Origin of the sequence: Desulfosporosinus sp., from assembly GCF_014237355.1 — a bacterium.
Taxonomy (GTDB): domain Bacteria; phylum Bacillota; class Desulfitobacteriia; order Desulfitobacteriales; family Desulfitobacteriaceae; genus Desulfosporosinus.
Genome location: NZ_JABZFS010000076.1, coordinates 50,563 through 70,933, shown reverse-complemented (window position 1 = coordinate 70,933; position 20,371 = coordinate 50,563). Strand labels below are relative to the sequence as shown.

Annotated in this window: 16 protein-coding genes and 1 riboswitch; all 16 genes read right to left on the bottom strand. The window is 44.7% G+C overall.

Annotated elements, in window-relative coordinates; genetic code table 11:
• Positions 1–25: 25 nt before the first annotated feature.
• Positions 26–3,199, bottom strand: coding sequence for a carbamoyl-phosphate synthase large subunit (gene carB / locus HGJ98_RS17085; RefSeq protein WP_291352898.1), 3,174 nt, complete (start codon positions 3,197–3,199; stop codon positions 26–28).
• A gap of 1 nt (position 3,200) precedes the next feature.
• Positions 3,201–4,313: a glutamine-hydrolyzing carbamoyl-phosphate synthase small subunit gene (gene carA / locus HGJ98_RS17080; protein WP_291353126.1), complete on the bottom strand. Its 1,113-nt coding sequence runs from the start codon at positions 4,311–4,313 to the stop codon at positions 3,201–3,203.
• 102 nt (positions 4,314–4,415) lie between these two features.
• Complete coding sequence (locus HGJ98_RS17075) at positions 4,416–5,726, bottom strand: dihydroorotase (RefSeq protein WP_291352897.1); 1,311 nt, start codon at positions 5,724–5,726, stop codon at positions 4,416–4,418.
• Positions 5,713–6,648, bottom strand: a complete 936-nt coding sequence (locus HGJ98_RS17070; RefSeq protein ID WP_291352896.1) for an aspartate carbamoyltransferase catalytic subunit — start codon at positions 6,646–6,648, stop codon at positions 5,713–5,715. The genes HGJ98_RS17075 and HGJ98_RS17070 overlap by 14 nt, the downstream gene beginning before the upstream one ends.
• Before the next feature lie 226 nt (positions 6,649–6,874).
• The gene (pyrR, locus tag HGJ98_RS17065) at positions 6,875–7,429 is read right to left on the bottom strand and encodes a bifunctional pyr operon transcriptional regulator/uracil phosphoribosyltransferase PyrR (RefSeq protein ID WP_291352895.1); all 555 of its coding nucleotides are present in this window, start codon (positions 7,427–7,429) and stop codon (positions 6,875–6,877) included.
• A gap of 182 nt (positions 7,430–7,611) precedes the next feature.
• Positions 7,612–8,544 (bottom strand): RluA family pseudouridine synthase, encoded by a 933-nt coding sequence (locus tag HGJ98_RS17060; protein WP_291353125.1) that lies wholly within the window; start codon positions 8,542–8,544, stop codon positions 7,612–7,614.
• Between the two features lie 158 nt (positions 8,545–8,702).
• On the bottom strand, positions 8,703–9,173 hold the full coding sequence (lspA, locus tag HGJ98_RS17055) for a signal peptidase II (RefSeq protein ID WP_291352894.1): 471 nt from the start codon (positions 9,171–9,173) through the stop codon (positions 8,703–8,705).
• A 214-nt stretch (positions 9,174–9,387) separates the two neighbouring features.
• Positions 9,388–10,062 carry a TraR/DksA C4-type zinc finger protein gene (locus HGJ98_RS17050; RefSeq protein WP_291352893.1) on the bottom strand — a complete coding sequence of 225 codons (675 nt, stop codon included), beginning with the start codon at positions 10,060–10,062 and terminating at the stop codon, positions 9,388–9,390.
• A 49-nt stretch (positions 10,063–10,111) separates the two neighbouring features.
• Positions 10,112–10,528 carry a DUF5665 domain-containing protein gene (locus tag HGJ98_RS17045; RefSeq protein WP_367142741.1) on the bottom strand — a complete coding sequence of 139 codons (417 nt, stop codon included), beginning with the start codon at positions 10,526–10,528 and terminating at the stop codon, positions 10,112–10,114.
• Positions 10,529–10,831: 303 nt separating this feature from the next.
• Complete coding sequence (gene pduL / locus HGJ98_RS17040; protein ID WP_291352892.1) at positions 10,832–11,440, bottom strand: phosphate propanoyltransferase; 609 nt, start codon at positions 11,438–11,440, stop codon at positions 10,832–10,834.
• 207 nt (positions 11,441–11,647) lie between these two features.
• Complete coding sequence (locus HGJ98_RS17035) at positions 11,648–12,379, bottom strand: 2-phosphosulfolactate phosphatase (protein WP_291352891.1); 732 nt, start codon at positions 12,377–12,379, stop codon at positions 11,648–11,650.
• Positions 12,380–12,594: 215 nt separating this feature from the next.
• Positions 12,595–14,058 carry an aminomethyl-transferring glycine dehydrogenase subunit GcvPB gene (gcvPB, locus tag HGJ98_RS17030; protein WP_291352890.1) on the bottom strand — a complete coding sequence of 488 codons (1,464 nt, stop codon included), beginning with the start codon at positions 14,056–14,058 and terminating at the stop codon, positions 12,595–12,597.
• Positions 14,055–15,395, bottom strand: coding sequence for an aminomethyl-transferring glycine dehydrogenase subunit GcvPA (gene gcvPA / locus HGJ98_RS17025; RefSeq protein WP_291352889.1), 1,341 nt, complete (start codon positions 15,393–15,395; stop codon positions 14,055–14,057). Before gcvPA ends, gcvPB begins: the two co-directional genes overlap by 4 nt.
• A 1-nt stretch (position 15,396) precedes the next feature.
• Complete coding sequence (gcvH, locus tag HGJ98_RS17020; protein ID WP_291352888.1) at positions 15,397–15,783, bottom strand: glycine cleavage system protein GcvH; 387 nt, start codon at positions 15,781–15,783, stop codon at positions 15,397–15,399.
• Between the two features lie 94 nt (positions 15,784–15,877).
• Positions 15,878–16,978: a glycine cleavage system aminomethyltransferase GcvT gene (gene gcvT, locus HGJ98_RS17015; protein WP_291352887.1), complete on the bottom strand. Its 1,101-nt coding sequence runs from the start codon at positions 16,976–16,978 to the stop codon at positions 15,878–15,880.
• 377 nt (positions 16,979–17,355) lie between these two features.
• A riboswitch (glycine riboswitch) is annotated at positions 17,356–17,464 on the bottom strand.
• A gap of 58 nt (positions 17,465–17,522) precedes the next feature.
• Positions 17,523–20,294, bottom strand: a complete 2,772-nt coding sequence (gene ileS / locus HGJ98_RS17010) for an isoleucine--tRNA ligase (protein ID WP_291352886.1) — start codon at positions 20,292–20,294, stop codon at positions 17,523–17,525.
• Between the last annotated feature and the right edge of the window lie 77 nt (positions 20,295–20,371).

Below are 20,371 nucleotides of genomic sequence, written 5' to 3'. Positions count from 1 at the left end.
CGAACTTCGTGCATCCAGCCTCGCATTAAAGGGGCAAGAGCCCTGGCGAAATACTCTCTAGCACCTGGAGAAGGGCTGCAGCAGTATCTAAGCTAGTGAAACAAGGGATTCCATGTTCTACTGCCGCTCGACGGATGGCGAAACCGTCACTTTCCTGAACTCGGCCATGAGTTGTTGTATTGACAACGTATTGGATTTGTTGTTTACGGATGCCATCAATGATTTCATTTGAGCCATCATGCAGCTTGGCAATTGTCCCTACTCTTAGACCCTCATCCTTTAAATATCGAGTCGTACCTTCTGTTGCTAAGATTCGGAATCCAATTTCAGCGAACCGTCGAGCTAAAGCCACCCCTTCCGCTTTATCACGATCTGCCAAGGTTATCAACACGGAACCGTAGGTTGTAAAAGTGAGTCCCGCTCCCATTAAAGCTTTGTAAAGAGCCTTTTCGTAGGTCCTATCCATTCCCATGACTTCCCCAGTCGATTTCATCTCAGGACCTAAGGAAGGCTCGACACGTTGAAGCTTAGAGAAAGAAAACACTGGTGCTTTGACCGCAACCCGATCACCGATTGGCCAAAGGCCGTGAGGTATTCCAATCTCTTCCCATTTCTTGCCTAAGATCACTTGGGTCGCCCAGTCTACGATGGGAATCCCAGTAACTTTACTTAAAAAAGGTACCGTACGGCTTGAGCGAGGATTAACCTCTAGGACATAGAGTTCTTGGTGATAGATTACATATTGTATATTAAGTAACCCTTTGATCTTCAGGGATCGTGCCAGGGATTCGGTTAAAGCAATGATGCGGTCTTGCATACTTAAGTCCAATGTTTGAGGCGGATAGACTGCGATAGAATCCCCTGAATGAACACCAGCCCGCTCTAAATGCTCCATAATTCCAGGTATAAAAACGTTATCTCCATCCGAGATAGCATCAACCTCCACCTCAGTTCCGAGGAGATATTGATCCATCCAGATCTCCTGATCCGAGGAGGCTGATAGGGCACGCTTGATAACAGGCTCGAGTTCCTTCTCTTCATAGACAATATCCATAGCCCGACCACCTAAGACATAGGAAGGGCGAACCACCAAAGGAAATCCTATCTCTTGGGCAATACCTTTAACCTGCTCCATATTCCTGGCCCCTTCTCCCCGAGGCCGCTTGGCTCCAAGGTCTTGCAGAACACGATCAAAGGTACCCCGCTCCTCTGCCCGGTCAATATCCTCAACCGTTGTACCCAAAATTGTATATCCTCGTCTCGCCAAGCCACTTGCTAAACCAATCGCTGTCTGCCCGCCAAACTGAACGACCACACCGTCGGGCTGTTCTTTATCTAAAATCTCCGAAACATCCTCTAAGGTCAAGGGCTCGAAATAGAGGCGATCCGCCGTGTCAAAATCTGTAGAAACTGTCTCAGGATTGTTGTTAATAATGATACTTTCATATCCGGCTTTTCTCAAAGCCAAGACAGCATGTACAGAACAGTAGTCAAATTCAATACCTTGTCCGATCCGGATCGAGCCTGACCCTAAAACCACCACTTTGGGAAGGTTATGAACTTCCCCTTCATCTTCTACATCGTAGCTTGAATAAAAGTAGGGCGTTGTCGCTTCAAACTCTCCGGCACAAGTATCGACCATTTTAAAAACCGGTCGAATGCCAGCCTCTGTTCTAAACTGATGTACCTTATCTTCCGTGCTCTTCCAAAGGGACGCAATCTCTAGATCTGAAAATCCCAGCCCTTTGGCACGGAGCAAGGCTTTTCTATCCCATGGAGCATTCTCTAAATTTGTTGTCTCATCAACCAGACGTTTTAATATTGTTAGATAGTATCGATTCCAACCAGTCTCTTGTACCAGCCAATCCACTGTCCAACCGCGCTTTAAGCCTTCAGCAAAAACGAACAACTGACGATCATCGGGTTCTATGCAGGCGGTCCTAAGTTCTGCGTCTGAAAGTCCTTCAAGTTCAAATAAGCGGACTCCATAGACTTTTATATCGAGAGAACGGATCGCCTTGAGCAGTGCAGTTTCCAAGTTTCGGCCTATACCCATTACTTCACCAGTTGCCTTCATTTGAGTTCCTAAATGCCGGTCTGCATCAGTAAATTTATCGAAGGGCCAGCGAGGAAATTTGACGACAACATAGTCCAGGGCTGGCTCGAAACAAGCCGATGTTTTTCCAGTAACTGCGTTTTTAAGCTCGGTCAGCGAATAACCTAAGGCTATTTTAGCTGCCACCTTAGCGATTGGATACCCGGTGGCTTTAGAAGCCAAGGCACTGGAGCGACTTAAGCGAGGATTGACCTCAATCACGACATATTCCATTTGGGAAGGATGGAATGCAAACTGGACATTACATCCCCCTTCAATCCCCAAGCTATTGACGATGCGCAAAGATGCACTGCGCAGGGTTTGAACCTCCCGGTCCGTTAAGGTCTGACAGGGTGCAACCACAATGCTATCCCCCGTATGTATACCGACTGGGTCCATATTTTCCATATGACAAATTGTAATACAGTTTCCTACTCCATCTCGTAAGACCTCAAACTCAACTTCTTTCCAACCAGCAACACTTCGCTCCACCAGGATCTGACCGATAAGACTTGCCTGCAGCCCACTTTCTGCAATTTGCTTAAGTTCAGCTACATTTTCGACAATTCCGCCTCCGGTTCCTCCTAAGGTAAAAGCGGGCCTTACAATAAGAGGGTATCCAGTTTGATCTGCGAATATGAGTGCATCATCAACATGGGAAACAATCTTACTCTCTGGAATCGGTTCACCAAGCTCTCTCATTAAAGCCCGAAAACTCTCTCGATCTTCAGCCTGATCAATGCTCTTTAGCGAGGTTCCCATCAAAGCAACCTCACAACGCTCCAAAACCCCTCTTTTAGCAAGCTGATAGGCTAAGTTTAAACCGGTTTGCCCGCCCATGGTAGGAATTAACCCGTCAGGCCTCTCCCTCTCAATAATCCGTTCCACAGATTCTACGGTCAAAGGCTCTATATAAACTCGATCCGCTGTTTCGCGATCCGTCATAATTGTTGCCGGATTGGAATTAACGAGAATGACCTCTACCCCTTCCTCGCGAAGAGCCCGACAGGCCTGGGTGCCTGCGTAGTCAAACTCAGCAGCTTGCCCAATCACAATCGGACCTGATCCGATCACCAGAACCTTTTTCCACTCCTTCTTGGGCATGCTATCTCCTCCCCTTTCGTGATGAACAATAATTTACGACAAGCTCCCTGAAACGATCAAAGATTTCCGCGTTTTCTTCCGGTCCTGGAGCACCTTCTGGATGAAATTGTACGGATAGGATGGGATAACTCCCATGCTCCATTCCTTCGACTGTTCCATCATTGAGGTTGCGTAAGGTCACTTCAAAACCTGAACCCTCTAAAGATTCTTCCTGCACCGCATAGCCATGGTTTTGAGAGGTCATGGTCGCTTTTCCTGTACGGATATCAATCACGGGATGGTTTCCACCACGATGCCCGTAGGGAAGTTTATAGGTTTTTCCACCTGCAGCCAGAGCCAAGAGTTGATGCCCTAGGCAGATACCCAGGATGGGCAGCTTTTCATACAAACCTCTGACCGTTGCTACTCCTTCCGGCAACTCCTCAGGATCTCCGGGGCCATTGCTAATAACGACTCCACTAGGATGATTCTTAAGAATTTCTTCGGCCGTCGACCTAGCGGGGAAAACCATAACTCGCAGTCCCTTCTCTTGAAGATTGCGAATAATATTTCGCTTCACTCCAAAATCCAAGACAGCAATCAAGGGACCTGATCCCGGTATTTCGTAGGCCTCCTTAACCGTTGACTTATAGGCCCAGTGCTCTTTTAACCCTGTTGGGCTATGTTTATGAGAATTAGCCCAGTACTCCTGTCCATCCTTCTTGGTATGAACCAGTACTCCCGGCAGAGTTCCAAATTGCCTCAGGTACCTGGTCAAAGCCCGTGTATCCACTCCCTTTAAGCCTGGAACCCCATGTTGTTGACAATAATCCTCTAAAGATCCCTCTCCGTGAAGGCTTCCCTCTCCCTCGGAAAGCTCCCGAAGGATCAGTCCCTGCAAGCGTGTCTTATCAGCTTCATTCTCTTCATGGTGCCAGCCATAATTTCCGATGAGAGGTTGGGTCAGGACAAGTATCTGACCGGCATAGGATAAATCTGTAACCATTTCTTGATAGCCACTCATGGATGTATTAAAGACTACTTCCTGCTCTTCTAATTGGCTGGAGCTCTTCGCCCAATCCCCAAATTCTTCTCCTTCAAAGGTTGTCCCATCCTTAAAAACTAGATAAGCCACCTTCGACACTTCCTCTCTCCTCTAAAGTCTTTCGTTGCGGATTCTTTATCTAAAAATATATCTAACCGCTTAAGTCGGAAACTTCTTCACCACTATTCTTCTTTATAGGACTGTTCTATCTCTCTGCACAAGTCGTCCTTCTACCCACACCATCACTGGGAACCCTTGCATGGTTTTCCCCAAGAAGGGGGTATTACGCGCTTTTGAAACCAGCTTAGCCGGAACAATCTCTTCCGTGAAATCCGGATCAAAGAGCACCATATCCGCCGCCGTTCCAGGTTTTAATGTTCCTCCGAGCAGACCAAAGCGCTGTGCCGGGGAAACGCTCCAAGCCTCAATCACTCGATCGAAGGACAGTTTTCCCGGTTTCACTAAATACTGCCATACCGCACTCAGAGCAGTCTCGAGACTCGCAATTCCAAAGGGAGCCTCTGCAAAAGGCCGCGCTTTTTCTGCCTGGGTGTGTGGAGCATGGTCAGTTGCTATCATATCGATGGTTCCATCGCTAAGCCCTGCAATTAAGGATTCACGATCTCTTGGTGAACCAAGGGGTGGATTAACTTTTAGGACGGTATCTGTTATTCTTATCTCTTCATCACAAAAGATCAAATGATGAGGATTTACTTCAGCAGTGACATCGACCCCCCGTGCTTTGGCTTGTCGAATCAATTCCACACTCTCCGCCGTTGAGATATGGGCCAGATGAAGTTTCCCGCCTGTTTCCTCAGCAATAAGCAAATCCCTAGCCACAATCACACTTTCCGCACTGGCTGGAATTCCTCTTAACCCCATCCGGGCTGAAGTCAATCCACGGCGCATAAGACCTTCTCCGGCCAAATATTTGTCCTCGCAATGACTGATTATCGGAAAGCCAGTAAGTTTTGCATATTCTAAAGCCAAGCGCATGACTTCCGCATTTTGAATGTTTTTACCGTCATCCGAAAAGGCCGCTGCTCCTCCTGCTTTCATGTCTGCCATTTCAACGAGTTCGCTCCCCTGCATGCCTTTAGTGACTGTTCCAATCGGTAGCACATGAGCATATCCAGCACGTTCACCCTGCCTGAGCACGAATTCGACTAGAGCTCGACTATCAAGGGGAGGTTGCGTATTAGCCATGGCCAAAATCGTTGTAAACCCGCCACGCACTGCAGCGCGGGATCCGCTTAAAATATCCTCTTTATCTTCTTGCCCTGGTTCACGCAGGTGAGTGTGTACATCGATTAGTCCCGGAAAAACAAACTTCCCTTTGCCGTTGATCGTTTCCACAGCTTCGCCCTGGGCTTTTGCTAAAACCTCTTCCTCAGTCATTGAAGAGGATATTTCCAGTAATTTTCCATCTTTAACAAGAACATCCTGAGAGGATGAAATTTTTTGACTCGGATCAATTACCCAAACATCTTTAAGCCACCACATTGCTTGACCCTCCAATCAGTAAATATATTAGAGCCATTCGAATAGCCACACCGTTTGTGACTTGACGTTCTATTAATGCGTCTACACCATCTGCCACGTCGTCAGAAATTTCCACGCCTCGATTCATCGGTCCTGGGTGTAATACAATACTCTGTTTTCCGGTTTTATTGAGACGCTCTGTTGTCAAGCCATACAGATGACTGTACTCACGAAGGCTGGGAAATAGGCCGCTCTTCTGGCGCTCAAGTTGAAGGCGAAGAGCCATCACAATGTCCGCTCCGGGTAAAGCACTATCCAGATCATGAGTTAGTTTAACTCCCAGACCCGCCATTTCTGCAGGTACAAGAGTCGGAGGACCGGCAAAGGTCACATTGACCCCCATTTTCTGAAGACACCAAGCATTGCTCCGCGCAACCCTAGAATGCAGTACATCCCCAACAATTACGACATTCTTGCCCTCTAGCTCTCCTAGATGTTCTTGCATCGTAAAAATATCTAATAAGGCTTGAGTAGGATGGGCATGCTGTCCGTCTCCTGCATTGATAACTGCCGGATCAAGGATATCTGCTAAGAAATTTGCAGCACCCGAACTTGAGTGCCTTAGAATTACAACATCAGCGCGCATCGCTTGAATGGTCTTTGCAGTATCGTATAAACTTTCTCCTTTACTCACACTGCTCTGAGCAACTGCAATACTTGTTGTATCAGCCCCTAATACCTTAGCAGCCATTTCGAAGGAGGTACGAGTTCGAGTACTTGCCTCATAAAATAGGTTCACGACCGATTTTCCTTTTAGAGTAGGTAATTTCTTAATAGGGCGCATCAAAATCTCTTTCATCACTTTCGCTGTATGAAGAATATGGCGTATTTCCTCAACACTCATATCCTCAATTGCCAGAATGTCTTTACGCTGCCATTTCATCCGTAAACCTCCCTAATTTCTTTACGTCTATTATTACTAATGTCTAAGGGAATCATCCCTTCATGCAGGTTCCTTAGCACACTACAGTGTCCTATAAAGTCCTATAAATATAAAAAATCCTCGTCCCAAGAAGGAGAGGATTTTAAATAGGCATAACCTATTACCCGCTCTCCCTTGGTTATCTCACTGGATAACATTTAAAGGGTAACGTTCGCTTAACTTATATTTACTTAGGGTCATCTCGCTCTAGCAAAAGTACGTCTTCATCCCCGTCTACTTCTTTCAGTCGTACAGCGACGACTTCTCGTCGTGAGGTGGGGAGGTTCTTACCAACATAATCCGCTCGTATAGGCAATTCTCGGTGTCCTCGGTCCACAAGCACAGCCAGTTGAATTCGCTCAGGCCGTCCAATATCCATCGTGGCATCCAAAGCCGCACGCGCCGTTCGTCCTGTAAAGAGCACATCATCAATGAGAATCACAGCTTTTCCTTCAATGCTGACAGGAATATCCGTTTCATGAACAACCGGATGGATATCAATTGTACTTAAATCATCTCGATAGAGGGTGATATCCAAAATTCCTAAGGGAACCTTTACTCCTTCGAACTCTTCAATATACTGTTGAATTCGTTCCGCTAGCGGCACCCCTCTACGACGTATCCCTACTAAGACAAGCTTATTGGTTCCTTTATTCTTCTCCACAATTTCATGAGCGATCCGAGTTACCGCCCTTCGAATTCCATCTGAATCTAAAATTTTACTCTTAACTGTTCCTTCCAAGGCCATGCTCCTTTCCTTAGAGTTTATCTTCTTGGTCTGCAGATTCCGGCTAGATGTGTATTAAAAAAACTGTCTGAATTGCAGACAGTTCTCCCTAACTTCCGTCTGCCTTCCCAAGCCTCTCAGGACTTCATTAAAGGCTATAACACTTTTAACTAGTTTACTTTAGCTTTGTCGAAATGTCAATGTAATGATTGAAATGATAATTTTTCAAGGAGCTTAGCAAAGGTCTCAGGAACAGGGGCATCGAACTCCATCCATTTCCCGTTGAGCGGATGCTCAAACCCTAAATGGGCTGCGTGAAGCATCTGTCCAGGCAAGCCATATTGGTCCTTCTTCGGCCCATACACTGGATCGCCAAGAACTGGATGCTTTATATAAGCCATATGGACACGGATCTGATGTGTCCGCCCCGTCTCTAATCGAACTTCTAGGTATGTAGTGTCTTTGAACCGTTCCAAAATAGTATAATGGGTGACTGCTAGTTTAGAATTCTGCATCACAACTGCCATACGTTTTCGATCGGCTGGATCACGTCCAATCGGCGCGTCAACTGTCCCGGAAGGTTCCGCCATCACCCCATGAACTAATGCTAGGTAGAGTCGCTTCATTGTATGGGCTTTGAGCTGTGCAGCCAGACCCTGGTGAGCGGAATCGTTCTTAGCTACCACCAAAATTCCCGATGTATCTTTATCAATACGATGTACTATCCCCGGGCGGAGCACTCCGTTGATTCCAGATAGATTATTACAATGATATAACAAAGCGTTAACCATGGTTCCTGTCCAGGCACCCGGAGCCGGATGAACCACCATTCCCTGAGGCTTATTTACAACTAAAACATCTTCATCTTCGTAAAGAATCTCAAGGGGAATATTTTCAGGTTCAGCGATTGCCTCTCGAGGAGAAGGGATGATGACTTCAATCTTATCCCCTACGCGCACCCTGTAATTTGCTTTTTTAGGAGAGCCATTGACTCGGATGCTTTCTTGGGCAAGGAGTCCTTGTACGAAGGACCTGCTCTTTTCTAAAACTTCGGCCACTCCCACATCCAAGCGAATTCCTTCGGTAAGCTCAAATGTCTCCTTAAGTGAAACGGCAGGACCTAGGGGCATATTTTCTTCCCCTGACCCCTGTTGCTCGGACTCAAAATCGAAATCCTCGACCATAGATTCACCGATAGTTTCTATAAAACCTTTTTCCACTCTCATAACCGCCAATACATATTATTAAAATACCGAGGTGCCCCTTGATAACCTAGGTTTCCCTTCTATTAATCAAGTACGTCCGTTGCAGACTCACCCTGGTTTTTTTCCTCACGATAGATGGCCAGCATCAGCAACCCTACCCCTATAACAATCATACTGTCCGCAAAATTAAAAACATAAGGCCAAATCTGAAAGTCGAGATAATCGACAACACGACCTATAACAAGTCTGTCATACAAATTTCCCAGTGCTCCTCCTCCGATCATTCCTATGGCTAAGCGTGTTACCCTTTCCTTATGAGGAATTCGAAACTGCCCATAAATCACGCCACCCACTACTAGAACCGCCGTAACTACAAAAATCCAGGTTTGGCCGGCCATCAGACCAAAGGCCGCGCCTGGATTCAGGACATACGTCAGATGGAATACTTTAGGAATAACTTTCAGAGACTCTCCCAGTATGAAATTCGTTTGTACTAAAACCTTAAATATACGATCGATACTCCATACCCCTATTATTGTAAGCCAAACCAACAACAGTCTAACCCCCCTGCTCTTTTCCTAATCTTAACACAGGGCATGGAACGGGGCAAATTAAACCTAAGACGATCTAAGCATCAGATGGGGATACTTAAATTGTCATCCTGAAGGTCGTGAAGGATCTTCTCCGAATGCAGCCAGATCCTTCGCTGACGCTCAGGATGACAACTTCACAAAATCCCGCGAATCTACTCAGTCTAAAAAAATGTGGCTAAGTCTGTCCGTGCTCTTTGCTGTAGTGAATCGTATTGAGACGCCCTTCTGGTTCTCTCTGAGTTTCTATTGTTTCAATGAATTGAACTGCGCCGATTACTTCATCCGCATCTTCATAAGTATCATTGGGATCCGAGACATCTCGATTTGTCCCTAAGTCTTGAAGAGTATCAGAGGTTCCATAGCGAGCCACAGCCTGCCAGGCATCTTCGCCATCAAACTCTACCCGATCCGTACCATCATTAAAGGTTCTGGAAAAAGGACGATTTAAGAGTTCGTTTTCCACAGGTTCACGATAGAGCGAGTGCTGCTCTTCTTTCTCTTCCTCGCGGCTGCATTCTGTGCATACTGTCGTATAAGGTAGTAATTCCAATCGTTCATAAGGAATTTCTTGACCGCAATGTTCGCACTTTGCATAGTTTCCTTTTTGATAGCGTTCTAAGGCATCGTCAATTGCTTCAACCCTATGGAGCAGTCGATCATGCTCGGCTACATCACGAGCACGCTGATAGACTTCTGTTCCAATATCTGCAGGGTGATTGTCTGCTAGGGATAACTCGCCAAGAGACTCTCTCATATCTCCGTTAAAAAGTTCTGTTGCCGTTTCCATAACATCTGCTTTTTCTTCATGGAGCCTCTTAATTAATTTTTTATACTTTCCTTGATCTTCCAAAATATCGCCCCCCGATTTATCTCTTTCAGAACTTCTACTAGAGTTCACTCTATGGCTGATTAACATACCTACTTAGCTCTGCAATAAATCCACCGATAACAGGCAGATTCAGCACCACTATCCGCTTTAGCAAGAAATAAGCAAATCCCGCGAGAACCCCTGCCCCAAGGGCTGTACCCAATCCTCTCAAGAGACCGACTAAAAAATTGAACCAAAGCAGGCGACCAGGATTATTTAGATACGCTATGTATTCGGCCAATCTCATTTTCTCTAGAGTCTGGGACAATAAAACAACCTGTTCTCTTAACCCTTTTAACTCCAAAACACTGACGGGATCGACAATTTCCTTACTTGTTGAAGGCATCATGCGTGATTTTTCCTCTTCATCCGAAACGGCCACGTATTTCACCTCACGTAAAAACATCAAACTTAGTGTTCCCATGTCACTTAAATTTACACGGATCATAATTTATTAGACTGCAAAGAAATTGATTTCGCTTATTCTTAAGTTCTAAAAAAGCTTACTTCTAACAAATGTGGGGTACCCACTCGGGTACCCCATTTGAAAAACGAACTAGTATTATAAAGCTTGGCTAAAAAGCTCCTTAGCTTTCTTGCAGGATGTGGGCGAAGCTGCCCGACCCAAAGGACTTATTTTCATTCATCAGTGGTGCCGCAAAGCGGCATAGGGGTCTGATAAGTACAAAAAAGGGGCTTTTTAAGCCCCTTTAAGATAAACATTTACAAAATAGTATTGTTTGATATACTTTTATCTGGCTGATTGCAGGTAGATACGTTGATTGTTTGAATAAACTTCAAGTTCCTGACCATTGACTAAACCAAAGGCATTCCCTTCATCCGTATCAACATGTAGATCCAGGGCATAATCGGGGTTAATTCGAACAAGAACCTGATCTAATACCCCTCCGCGAGGGCCAGGAATGATAGCACTGACATAATCTCCATCCTTTAAGGAATATTTCTTTCCATCTTCTGGGTTCATGTGGAGATGTCGGGCTGCAATTATCACACCCTTATCAAGGTGAACCTGCCCCTTAGGGCCTTGGATTTCAAGACCAGGGGTTCCTTCGATCTTTCCAGAATCTCGAACAGGCGGCCTAACCCCAATCTTAAAGGTATCCGTACTTGAAAGTTCAACCTGTGAATTTTTCCTAGCAGGTCCTAAAACGCGAACACCTGGAATCTTGCCTTTCGGTCCAATAAGTGTAACGGTCTCTTCAGAGGCATACTGGCCAGGTTGACTCAAGTCCTTCATTTTATTCAAACTATACCCTGCTCCAAAAAGTGCTTCAATATGTTCTTGCGATAAATGAATGTGACGGTTAGAAATACCAACGGGAACATTAAACGTTTCCATCGAAGTCAACCTCCCTTAATGCTAGTATGCCACCGTCGAAGATAAAAAACTTGACTCATGCCAAGTTTTATTAAGATGGCAGAAGGTATAAATAATATACTTTCTGCCATTATACTTCATTTTAAACTAGAAAAAAAATTATTATTTCTTCATATTATTTAGAAATAAAGACAATAATTAAAATTGTCTGAACCTTACGATAATACTCTAGTCCCCCGTCAACCACACTATTTCTCCATCCTTAACCACTGGAACAATAGGTAAAATGTTTGGTGTCGAGCAATACACCAAATCTTTTTCGCGGCCCAGAGACATAAGTTTTTTACCATGGTAGGATTCACGGATTTTATCCATAAGATGATCCTCTGAACTATGATACAACATACGTGCGGCTTCGCCCAAATCGTTGAGCTTAACATTTGATCCTAAGGCATCGATTAACATTCCGGCACAAAGGGTATCAGGAAGATCAAAGCGTTCTTCAGTACCTGCACAAAAAACCACAATTCCTTTTAATCGATGACTGTTTTCGAACTCCCTTAATATAGCTAAAATAATACTCTGCATATTTATAAATGAAGCCATCCAGATTACAGGTGCAGCAATAGAATCACGTATCGCCCGGGTACCATTCGTCGTTGTCATTATGACTCTTCTGCCCCCAACTTTTTCAGGCACATATTCAAAGGGTGAATTCCCTAAATCGAACCCTTCGATAATCAATGAATCACGTTCTCCACCTAATAATGATCCCGGAAGAGTTAAACGTTTTTCTAGCGCTTCCTCAGGGGTAAGAACCGGAATAATGGCCTGACAACCATTAGCCAAAGCCGTTACGATTGTGCTTGTCGCTCTCAACACATCAATCACGATGACTAATCTGTCTTCTAAATAAGGCGTTCGTGGAGAACCTGTACTCGGTAATACTTCGATTTGCATGCGATCACCCCCATAACTGTAATTAAATAGTGTTACTTTTTGCACAACCTTTAATATATTCAACTTATTTGCCAGGAATCCTGCAAGTTGTTTAAATTATTGACATAGAATGGTATAAGTTCACGTTAAATCTAATAAATCGAAAAGCCACGAATACCATTATTAGGTACTCGTGGCTTTTTGTTCTAGGATCTCACTAGATGGGGAACATGCCTTTACTTTTCTTTGCGCCAACGTAAGTTCGGCTTACGTACTGCACCAACTTCATCTAAGCGCGTTACCAGCGTAGTGTAGGGTGCATTTTTTACCAGATCTGCATCAGTTTGAGCTTCTTCTGCAATCTTAATCAGAACCTGGGCGAATTCATCGAGGGTTTCGATGCTTTCAGTTTCTGTCGGTTCAATCATCATAGCCTCTTCAACGATAATCGGGAAGTAGATGGTAGGTGGATGATAACCATAATCTAATAGTCGTTTTGCGATATCTAAAGTATGCACCCCTGTGGATTTAAGGTTTTTCGGAGTAATAATAAACTCATGTTTACATATCCGATCAAAGGGTAAGAAATAATGCTCTTTAAGAATACTCATAAGATAGTTGGCGTTTAAGACTGCACTTTCCGATGCTGCCCTCAAACCCTCCCCGCCGAGACTACGAATATAAGCATAGGCCCTGACAACCACCGAGAAGTTCGCATAAAAGGAGCGCACTTTTCCAATGGAAAGCGGCATATCGTGTTGCAAGGTAAATGTCCCGTCCTCACTTCGAACCACTATGGGTTTTGGAAGAAAGGGGATTAAAAAGTCCTTAACTCCGACCGGTCCCGATCCTGGTCCTCCACCACCGTGAGGTGTGGCAAAGGTTTTGTGCAAATTAAGATGAACAACATCGAAACCCATATCTCCTGGTCTGGCAATACCCATTACTGCATTCGTATTCGCTCCATCGTAGTAGAGGAGACCGCCTGCATCATGAACCAGCTTAGTAATCTCTAGAATATCTTCTTCAAAAAGCCCCACAGTGTTAGGGTTTGTCAGCATTAATGCTGCAACTTCATCGTTAAGGACCTTTTTTAAGGCTTCTAGGTCAACCCCACCTCGTTCATTAGAGGGAATCTGAATCGTTTCGTATCCAGCCATTGCTGCTGTTGCAGGGTTGGTTCCATGGGCAGAATCCGGAACAATGACTTTTTTGCGTTTCGTATCTTGACGGTGATCGTGATAGGCTTTAATAATCAGTATCCCAGTCATTTCTCCATGGGCACCGGCAGCTGGTTGAAGAGTAAAGCCATCCATCCCCGATAATTCGCAAAGATCCTCTTGAAGTTCAGCCATAAGCTGTAAGGCTCCTTGAGTCAAGGACTCAGGCTGATAGGGGTGAAGGGCTGTGAACCCGGAAAGCCGGGATAACATTTCATTCACTTTTGGATTATACTTCATCGTACAAGACCCAAGTGGGTAAAAGCCTGTGTCTACGCCATGATTAAAGGTAGAAAGACGAGTAAAGTGACGAACCACATCAACTTCCGAAAGCTCAGGAAGTGACGGCTCCTGCTGGCGGAGCAAATCCTTTGGAATCAGAGTTTCAACGGAAACTTCCGGCACCTCACATTTAGGTAAACTGACAGCGCTTCGGCCATCGGCACTGAGATCAAATATTAGCGGTTCAAGATTTTTCATTGAATTGCCCCCAGTCTGGCCACGAGCCGGTCAATATCTGCTTTAGACTTGGTTTCAGTTACACAGAAGAGAAGATGATGATTGAGTTCTGGGTAAAAACGAGCCAGATCAAGCCCTCCGATAATTTTATCTTCTAGGAGAGCTAAGTTAATTTTAGCTGGCTCAAGCTTAGTCTCAATAACGAACTCATGGAAGAACGGTCCAGAGAAAGCTAAGCTCATTCCAGGGATCTTGGCAATCTCTTGCGCTGCGTAATGAGCATTTTGCAAATTAAGGTTCGCCAATTCTTTTAGTCCTGTTTTTCCAAGGGCACTTAGATGCATTGTGAAGGCCAGAGCGCAGAGGGCCTCATTCGAGCAAATATTTGAAGTAGCTTTTTCTCGACGAATATGCTGCTCCCGGGCCTGAAGGGTCAGAACGTATCCTTTTTTCCCATTCTTGTCAGTCGTTGCCCCTACGATCCTACCTGGCATCCGACGTACATATTTATCTCTACAGGAGAGAAATCCTAAATAAGGTCCTCCGAAATTTAGGGGATTGCCAAAGGGCTGTCCTTCCCCGACCACGATATCTGCACCACATTCACCTGGGGATTTTAGCAATCCTAAAGAAACCGGGTTGACTGACATAACCACTAATGCTCCTTTGGCATGAGCAAGATGCACAATGTCCTGGGCCTTTTCAAGGTTTCCAAAAAAGTTCGGGTTTTGAACGAGTACACCTGCAATATCTTCTTGAAGAGCAGCTTCAAAAGCGCCTTGGTCCATAACCCCATTTTGGAAAGGAATTTCAACAAGTTCTACTCCACGAGGGGGCAGATAGGTTTTTAGCACGTCTCGATATTCCGGATGTATGGTTTGCAAGACAAGCACTTTCTCCCGTCGTGTTGCGTCGCAGGTCATCAGAGCTGCCTCTGCTAAGGCCGAGGCACCATCATACATCGAGGCATTCGTTACATCCATGCCGGTTAATTCACAGACTAACGTTTGATATTCATAAATTGCTTGAAGCGTTCCTTGGCTAATCTCTGGTTGGTAAGGTGTATAGGCCGTATAAAATTCAGAACGCAGCAATAATTGGTCAACGAAACTTGGAATAAAATGCTCATAAGCTCCGGCACCAAGGTACGAGCTGTATCCTTCTACCGTTGTATTAAGATTAGCTAACCCTTTAACGTGTTTGACTAATTCCTGCTCTGACATTCCACCAGCAATCGCTAAAGGACGTTTCAAACGTACTTCCTTTGGAATATCTGCAAAAAGATCCTCAACAGACTCAACCCCGATACGGGCTAAGAGCCGTTGATTTTGGCTGTCCGTATTCGGTATAAAGTTCATTCTAATGATCCTCCTGTGCTAAAAACGTCTCATATTCATCAGCTGTCATCATACCATCCAGCGAGGATAAATCATCTGCTTCGACTTTAACCAGCCAGCCTTCTCCATAGGGATCAGAGTTAAGCAAATCTGGAGAATCCATGACCTGAGTATTGACTTCAACAACGTTTCCACTAACCGAAGCAACGATATCCGAAACTGCTTTTACTGATTCCACGGTGCCGTAAGATTTTCCAGCGGTTACTGTTGCGCCCTCATCTGGAAGCTCAACAAATACAACATCCCCAAGGCTATGCTGCGCATGATCTGTAATTCCAAAGGTTACTACATTTCCCTCAACTCGTGCATACTCATGCTCTTTGCTATACTTTAATTCTACTGGATTCATTAAAATCAGCCTCCTCATTTTTTGGTTATCCTACCCTAGGGTATAAAGGGTCATCCACATTTTTTCGCTAAAAACTATCGACTTGGGGCCTCGATCAAGTGCTTCGCTTGTAAAAGAGGGAAGGAATGATCTTAGCTTTCACTGCTTTTCCGCGAATCATAACGTCTAGGGTCTCACCTTGAATCGCTAACTCAGCTCGAATTAATCCCAGAGCAATATTTTTATTTAACGTGGGAGAGAATGAACCTGAAGTTACAAATCCTATTTCTTGCCCATCTTTTTGTAATGGGTAATGGGATCTGGCAATTCCACGGTCAATCATTTCAAGCCCAACCAACTTACGCGGTATCCCTTGTTCCTTTTGAGTAAGGAGTATATCCCTACCAATAAAATCTTCTTTATCCAACTTAACGAAAATTCCAAGACCTGCTTCAAGCGGAGTTATCTCGGCCCCTAACTCATTCCCGTACAAAGGAAGACGGGCTTCAAAACGCAACGTGTCGCGAGCGCCTAAACCTATCGGTTGTACTCCATCCGGTGCTCCAACTTCCAAGATCTTTTGCCATAGTTTTCGTCCATACTCAGGAGAAAGATAGATTTCGAACCCGTCTTCGCCTGTATATCCCGTTCTGGAAATAAGACAGCTGATCCCCTGAATGTCTCCATGTGTAAAGGTATAATACTTAATTTGTGCAAGATTAACCGTTGTTAAACGCTGTAAAACGATTTCTGCCAGCGGTCCCTGCAGTGCAAGTTGAGCGTATTGATCCGACACATTCTCCACGCTGCAATTAAAGTTTTTAGCTTGCTCTAACATCCAGGCAAAATCTTTATCCGCGTTAGATGCATTGACGACTAGGAAAAAATGTTGTGGGTTATAACGATAGACAAGCAAATCGTCAACAATACCCCCACTTGGATAGCACATGGGTGAATAAAGGATTTTGCCATCCTCAAGCTTACTGGCGTCATTGGTAATCAGCATATGGACAAAAGCCAAAGCCTCTTCTCCACGAACATCAATCTCTCCCATATGGGAGACGTCAAATAGACCCGCTTTGGTACGCACCGTATGATGTTCATCAATAACACCAGCATACTGAACAGGCATTTCCCAACCGCCAAAGTCAATGAGCTTAGCCTTAGCCCCTAAGTGTTCTTCGTAAAGCGGCGTACGTTTTGCTTCAGCAGCCATATTTAAACCTCCTCCAAATAAATCCTTGAAACTTTAAATCCCGATTCCTAAACGTTTATAAAAAAGTTATTAGAAACAATCTTATGTCATATACGTTTATGTTTATCGTTCCACCTAATAGCTCATGTAACCCGTGAGAAATCCTTCCAAAGAAAATCAATAAAGAAAACTTGGCTGGCGCCAAGCCGCAGGCGCAGGCGGCAACCTTAGTTGCACTTATGCTTCAGAAAGTATCAACGAAAGTTATACTTTCTGATTAGTATAAAAAAGGACAGAGAAGGTGCGTATTCGCACCTTCTCTGTCCTTTAACCTGAGAGATTCACTGTCGCCAGCTTCCCCTTTGGTGTTCTCTTTTACAAGAAACTCTCCAGAGTCCCGTCTTCTAGCAGTACATTTGCCTGAGAGCTTCCCCCCTTGAAAGAGCGACTTCAAGGGATTTCTCCTTCGGCGTCTGAAATTAATCAGATCTCTCCTGCTAGTGTCATTCGGTATTAACTATTAACTTATCATAATAATATGCGTTTTCACTCAAATTGTCTACTGTTATTTTTTCTCTGAAATAACAGAACTGCATCGTGGGCAAATTGTGGGATGCTCTTCGTTCTTTCCAACGTCCTCATGAAACATCCAGCATCGTTCGCATTTTTCCCCTTTGGCTGGCTGTACGAGAATCCCCAATCCCTCGTGTCCTTCCGCAGCCTGTACCCCTTCAGGTCGTTCTTCTTGAGGCCCGTGCACAATTAAATTCGAAACAATAAATATTTCAGCAAGGTTTGGAACCTTTGTCAAAAATTCAAACTGGGCAGCTGTTGGATAAAGATCTACCTGAGCAGTTAAAGGATGATTAATTAATTTTTCTTGACGAGCTTTTTCCAGAACTTTGGAAACATCCGACCGCAACTCTAAGATCTGATCCCAATGGTCAGCAATTTTCTCATTCATCCACTCTGAATTTACCTTTGGCATTTCAGCCATTTGGACATTTTCGGTGGTTTTTTCCCCTGGAATATATGGCCAGATTTCTTCTGTCATAAACGACAAGATTGGGGCCAATAAACGAACCATAGCATCAAGGACTTCATAAAGAACTGTCTGTGCAGAGCGACGAAGGAGCGAGGTTTTCCCTTCAACATAAAGTCTATCCTTAACAATATCCAGATAGACGGCACTTAATTCAATGGTGCAGAAATTATGAATTGTATGGTAAGCCCAGTGGAATTCATAAGTCTCATAACCAAGGAGTACGCGTTCCACGACCTTAGAAAGTTTAAGCAAAGCCCACCGATCAATTTCCTGAAGGTCTTGATAAGCAACTTTGTCCTTAGCAGGATCGAAATCATTTAGATTGCTAAGCAAGAAACGCAGGGTATTACGGATTTTCCGATAGGCTTCAGACATTTGCTTCATAATACGGGGGGAAGCCGCCACGTCATTCTTATAATCAACGGAACTAACCCAAAGCCTCAGAATGTCCGCACCTAGTTCTTGAACAACTTTAAGCGGATCAACTCCATTGCCCAGGGATTTTGACATCTTACGTCCTTGTTCATCAACAACGAAACCATGGGTTAATACATTGCGGTAAGGCGCCTGACCAAAAGCAGCCACTGAAGTTGATAAAGAGGAGTTGAACCAACCCCGGTGTTGATCAGACCCTTCTAGGTAGAGATCTGCCGGCCAAGAAAGCTCAGGCCGCTGCTTCAAAACACCCGCATGACTTGTCCCCGAATCGAACCAAACGTCCATGATATCCGTCTCTTTGCGGAATTTTGTACCTCCACAGTCACAAACGGTCCCTTCTGGCAACAGTTCCATGGCAGAATGGGCAAACCAAGCATCTGACCCTTCCTTTCGGAAAAACTCCTGAACCTTTGAAATGGTCTGGTCGTTCACCAACACTTTTCCGCAATCTTCACAGTAGAAGATAGGAATCGGGACCCCCCAGGTCCTTTGTCGGGAGATACACCAATCTCCCCGGTCTGCAATCATGTTATAGATCCGATCTCTTCCCCAAGCAGGAATCCAGCGAACCTTCTCAATTTCTTCTAAGGTTTCTTTTCGGAATCCATCTATAGAGGCAAACCATTGTTCTGTTGCTCTGAAGATGATCGGGCTCTTGCAGCGCCAACAATGAGGATAGCTATGTTCGATGGTTTCTTCAAGTACAAGATCTCCGGTAGTCTGAAGGTCCTCTACGATAACAGGATTCGCTTTTCCCGTTTTAAGTCCGACATAGGCACCGCCTTCTGAGGTGAATTTTCCTTGGTGATCCACCGGACACAAGGCAGGTAAACCATATTTCTTTCCAACTAAAAAGTCGTCTTCTCCATGGGCTGGTGCCGTATGAACACAGCCTGTACCAGCTTCCAAAGTGACATGTTCTCCGCAAATCACAACAGAATCTCTGTCCATGAGAGGATTTCTACAAATAACCCCTTCAAGTTCCTTACCAGAGAGAGTCCTTTCAACGGGCAGTTCTAACTTCCACAAGGAGCGAAGAGACTCTAACATTCCCTCAGCAACCACCCAATGCTCTTGTTCAACAGTAACGACCGCATACTTTAGCTCCGGATGTACGCTAATTGCTAGGTTTGCTGGCAGGGTCCAAGGGGTGGTCGTCCAAATAACGATAAAGGTTTTATCATCGTTAAGAGCACTTAAGCCATCGCGCACCGCAAATTTTACGTAAATTGCTGTGGCAGGCTTGTCTGCATATTCTATTTCAGCCTCAGCCAGAGCCGTCTCGCAAGACGGACACCAATAGACGGGCTTTAACCCTTTATAAATGTACCCTTTCTTAGTCATGTCCCCAAAGACCCCAATTTGAGCAGCCTCGTACTCTTTTTGCAAAGTTAGATAAGGATGATCCCAATCCCCTCGTACTCCGAGACGCTTAAACTCTTCTCGTTGAATCCCGACATATTTCTCCGCATAATCTTTGCATTTCTGCCTGAATTCCAGAGTTGATACCGCATGACGGTTTACTCCTAATTTCTTAATGACTTGTTGCTCAATAGGAAGGCCATGGGTATCCCATCCCGGCACATAAGGTGCATCAAAACCCATCATGGTCTTGTATTTTACAATGATATCTTTCAATACCTTATTAATAGCATGCCCAAGATGTATATCACCGTTCGCATAAGGCGGCCCATCATGAAGAATAAACTTCGGTCGACCTTCACGTGCCTTCTGAACCTTCTCATAGAGTTTTTCATCTTCCCAAGCTTTGAGGATTTCCGGCTCCTTTTTGGGGAGATTTCCTCGCATTGGAAAATCAGTTTCGGGTAGATTTAATGTATCACGATAATCCATTGATGATGTCCTCCTTTGATTAACTGTGTTTGTAAGGCAATTCATGAATTGCTCTAACAATTAAAAATCTCGCCCAA

What these genes read in the sequence shown, in the direction of transcription:
- carB (WP_291352898.1), bottom strand. Translation starts at nt 3,199, where the DNA reads ATGCCCAAGAAGGAGTGGAAAAAGGTTCTGGTGATCGGATCAGGTCCG.
- HGJ98_RS17075 (WP_291352897.1), bottom strand. Translation starts at nt 5,726, where the DNA reads ATGTGGTGGCTTAAAGATGTTTGGGTAATTGATCCGAGTCAAAAAATT.
- HGJ98_RS17070 (WP_291352896.1), bottom strand. Translation starts at nt 6,648, where the DNA reads ATGAAATGGCAGCGTAAAGACATTCTGGCAATTGAGGATATGAGTGTT.
- HGJ98_RS17060 (WP_291353125.1), bottom strand. Translation starts at nt 8,544, where the DNA reads ATGCCCCTAGGTCCTGCCGTTTCACTTAAGGAGACATTTGAGCTTACC.
- HGJ98_RS17045 (WP_367142741.1), bottom strand. Translation starts at nt 10,528, where the DNA reads ATGATCCGTGTAAATTTAAGTGACATGGGAACACTAAGTTTGATGTTT.
- pduL (WP_291352892.1), bottom strand. Translation starts at nt 11,440, where the DNA reads ATGGAAACGTTTAATGTTCCCGTTGGTATTTCTAACCGTCACATTCAT.
- HGJ98_RS17035 (WP_291352891.1), bottom strand. Translation starts at nt 12,379, where the DNA reads ATGCAAATCGAAGTATTACCGAGTACAGGTTCTCCACGAACGCCTTAT.
- gcvPB (WP_291352890.1), bottom strand. Translation starts at nt 14,058, where the DNA reads ATGAAAAATCTTGAACCGCTAATATTTGATCTCAGTGCCGATGGCCGA.
- gcvPA (WP_291352889.1), bottom strand. Translation starts at nt 15,395, where the DNA reads ATGAACTTTATACCGAATACGGACAGCCAAAATCAACGGCTCTTAGCC.
- gcvH (WP_291352888.1), bottom strand. Translation starts at nt 15,783, where the DNA reads ATGAATCCAGTAGAATTAAAGTATAGCAAAGAGCATGAGTATGCACGA.
- gcvT (WP_291352887.1), bottom strand. Translation starts at nt 16,978, where the DNA reads ATGGCTGCTGAAGCAAAACGTACGCCGCTTTACGAAGAACACTTAGGG.
- ileS (WP_291352886.1), bottom strand. Translation starts at nt 20,294, where the DNA reads ATGGATTATCGTGATACATTAAATCTACCCGAAACTGATTTTCCAATG.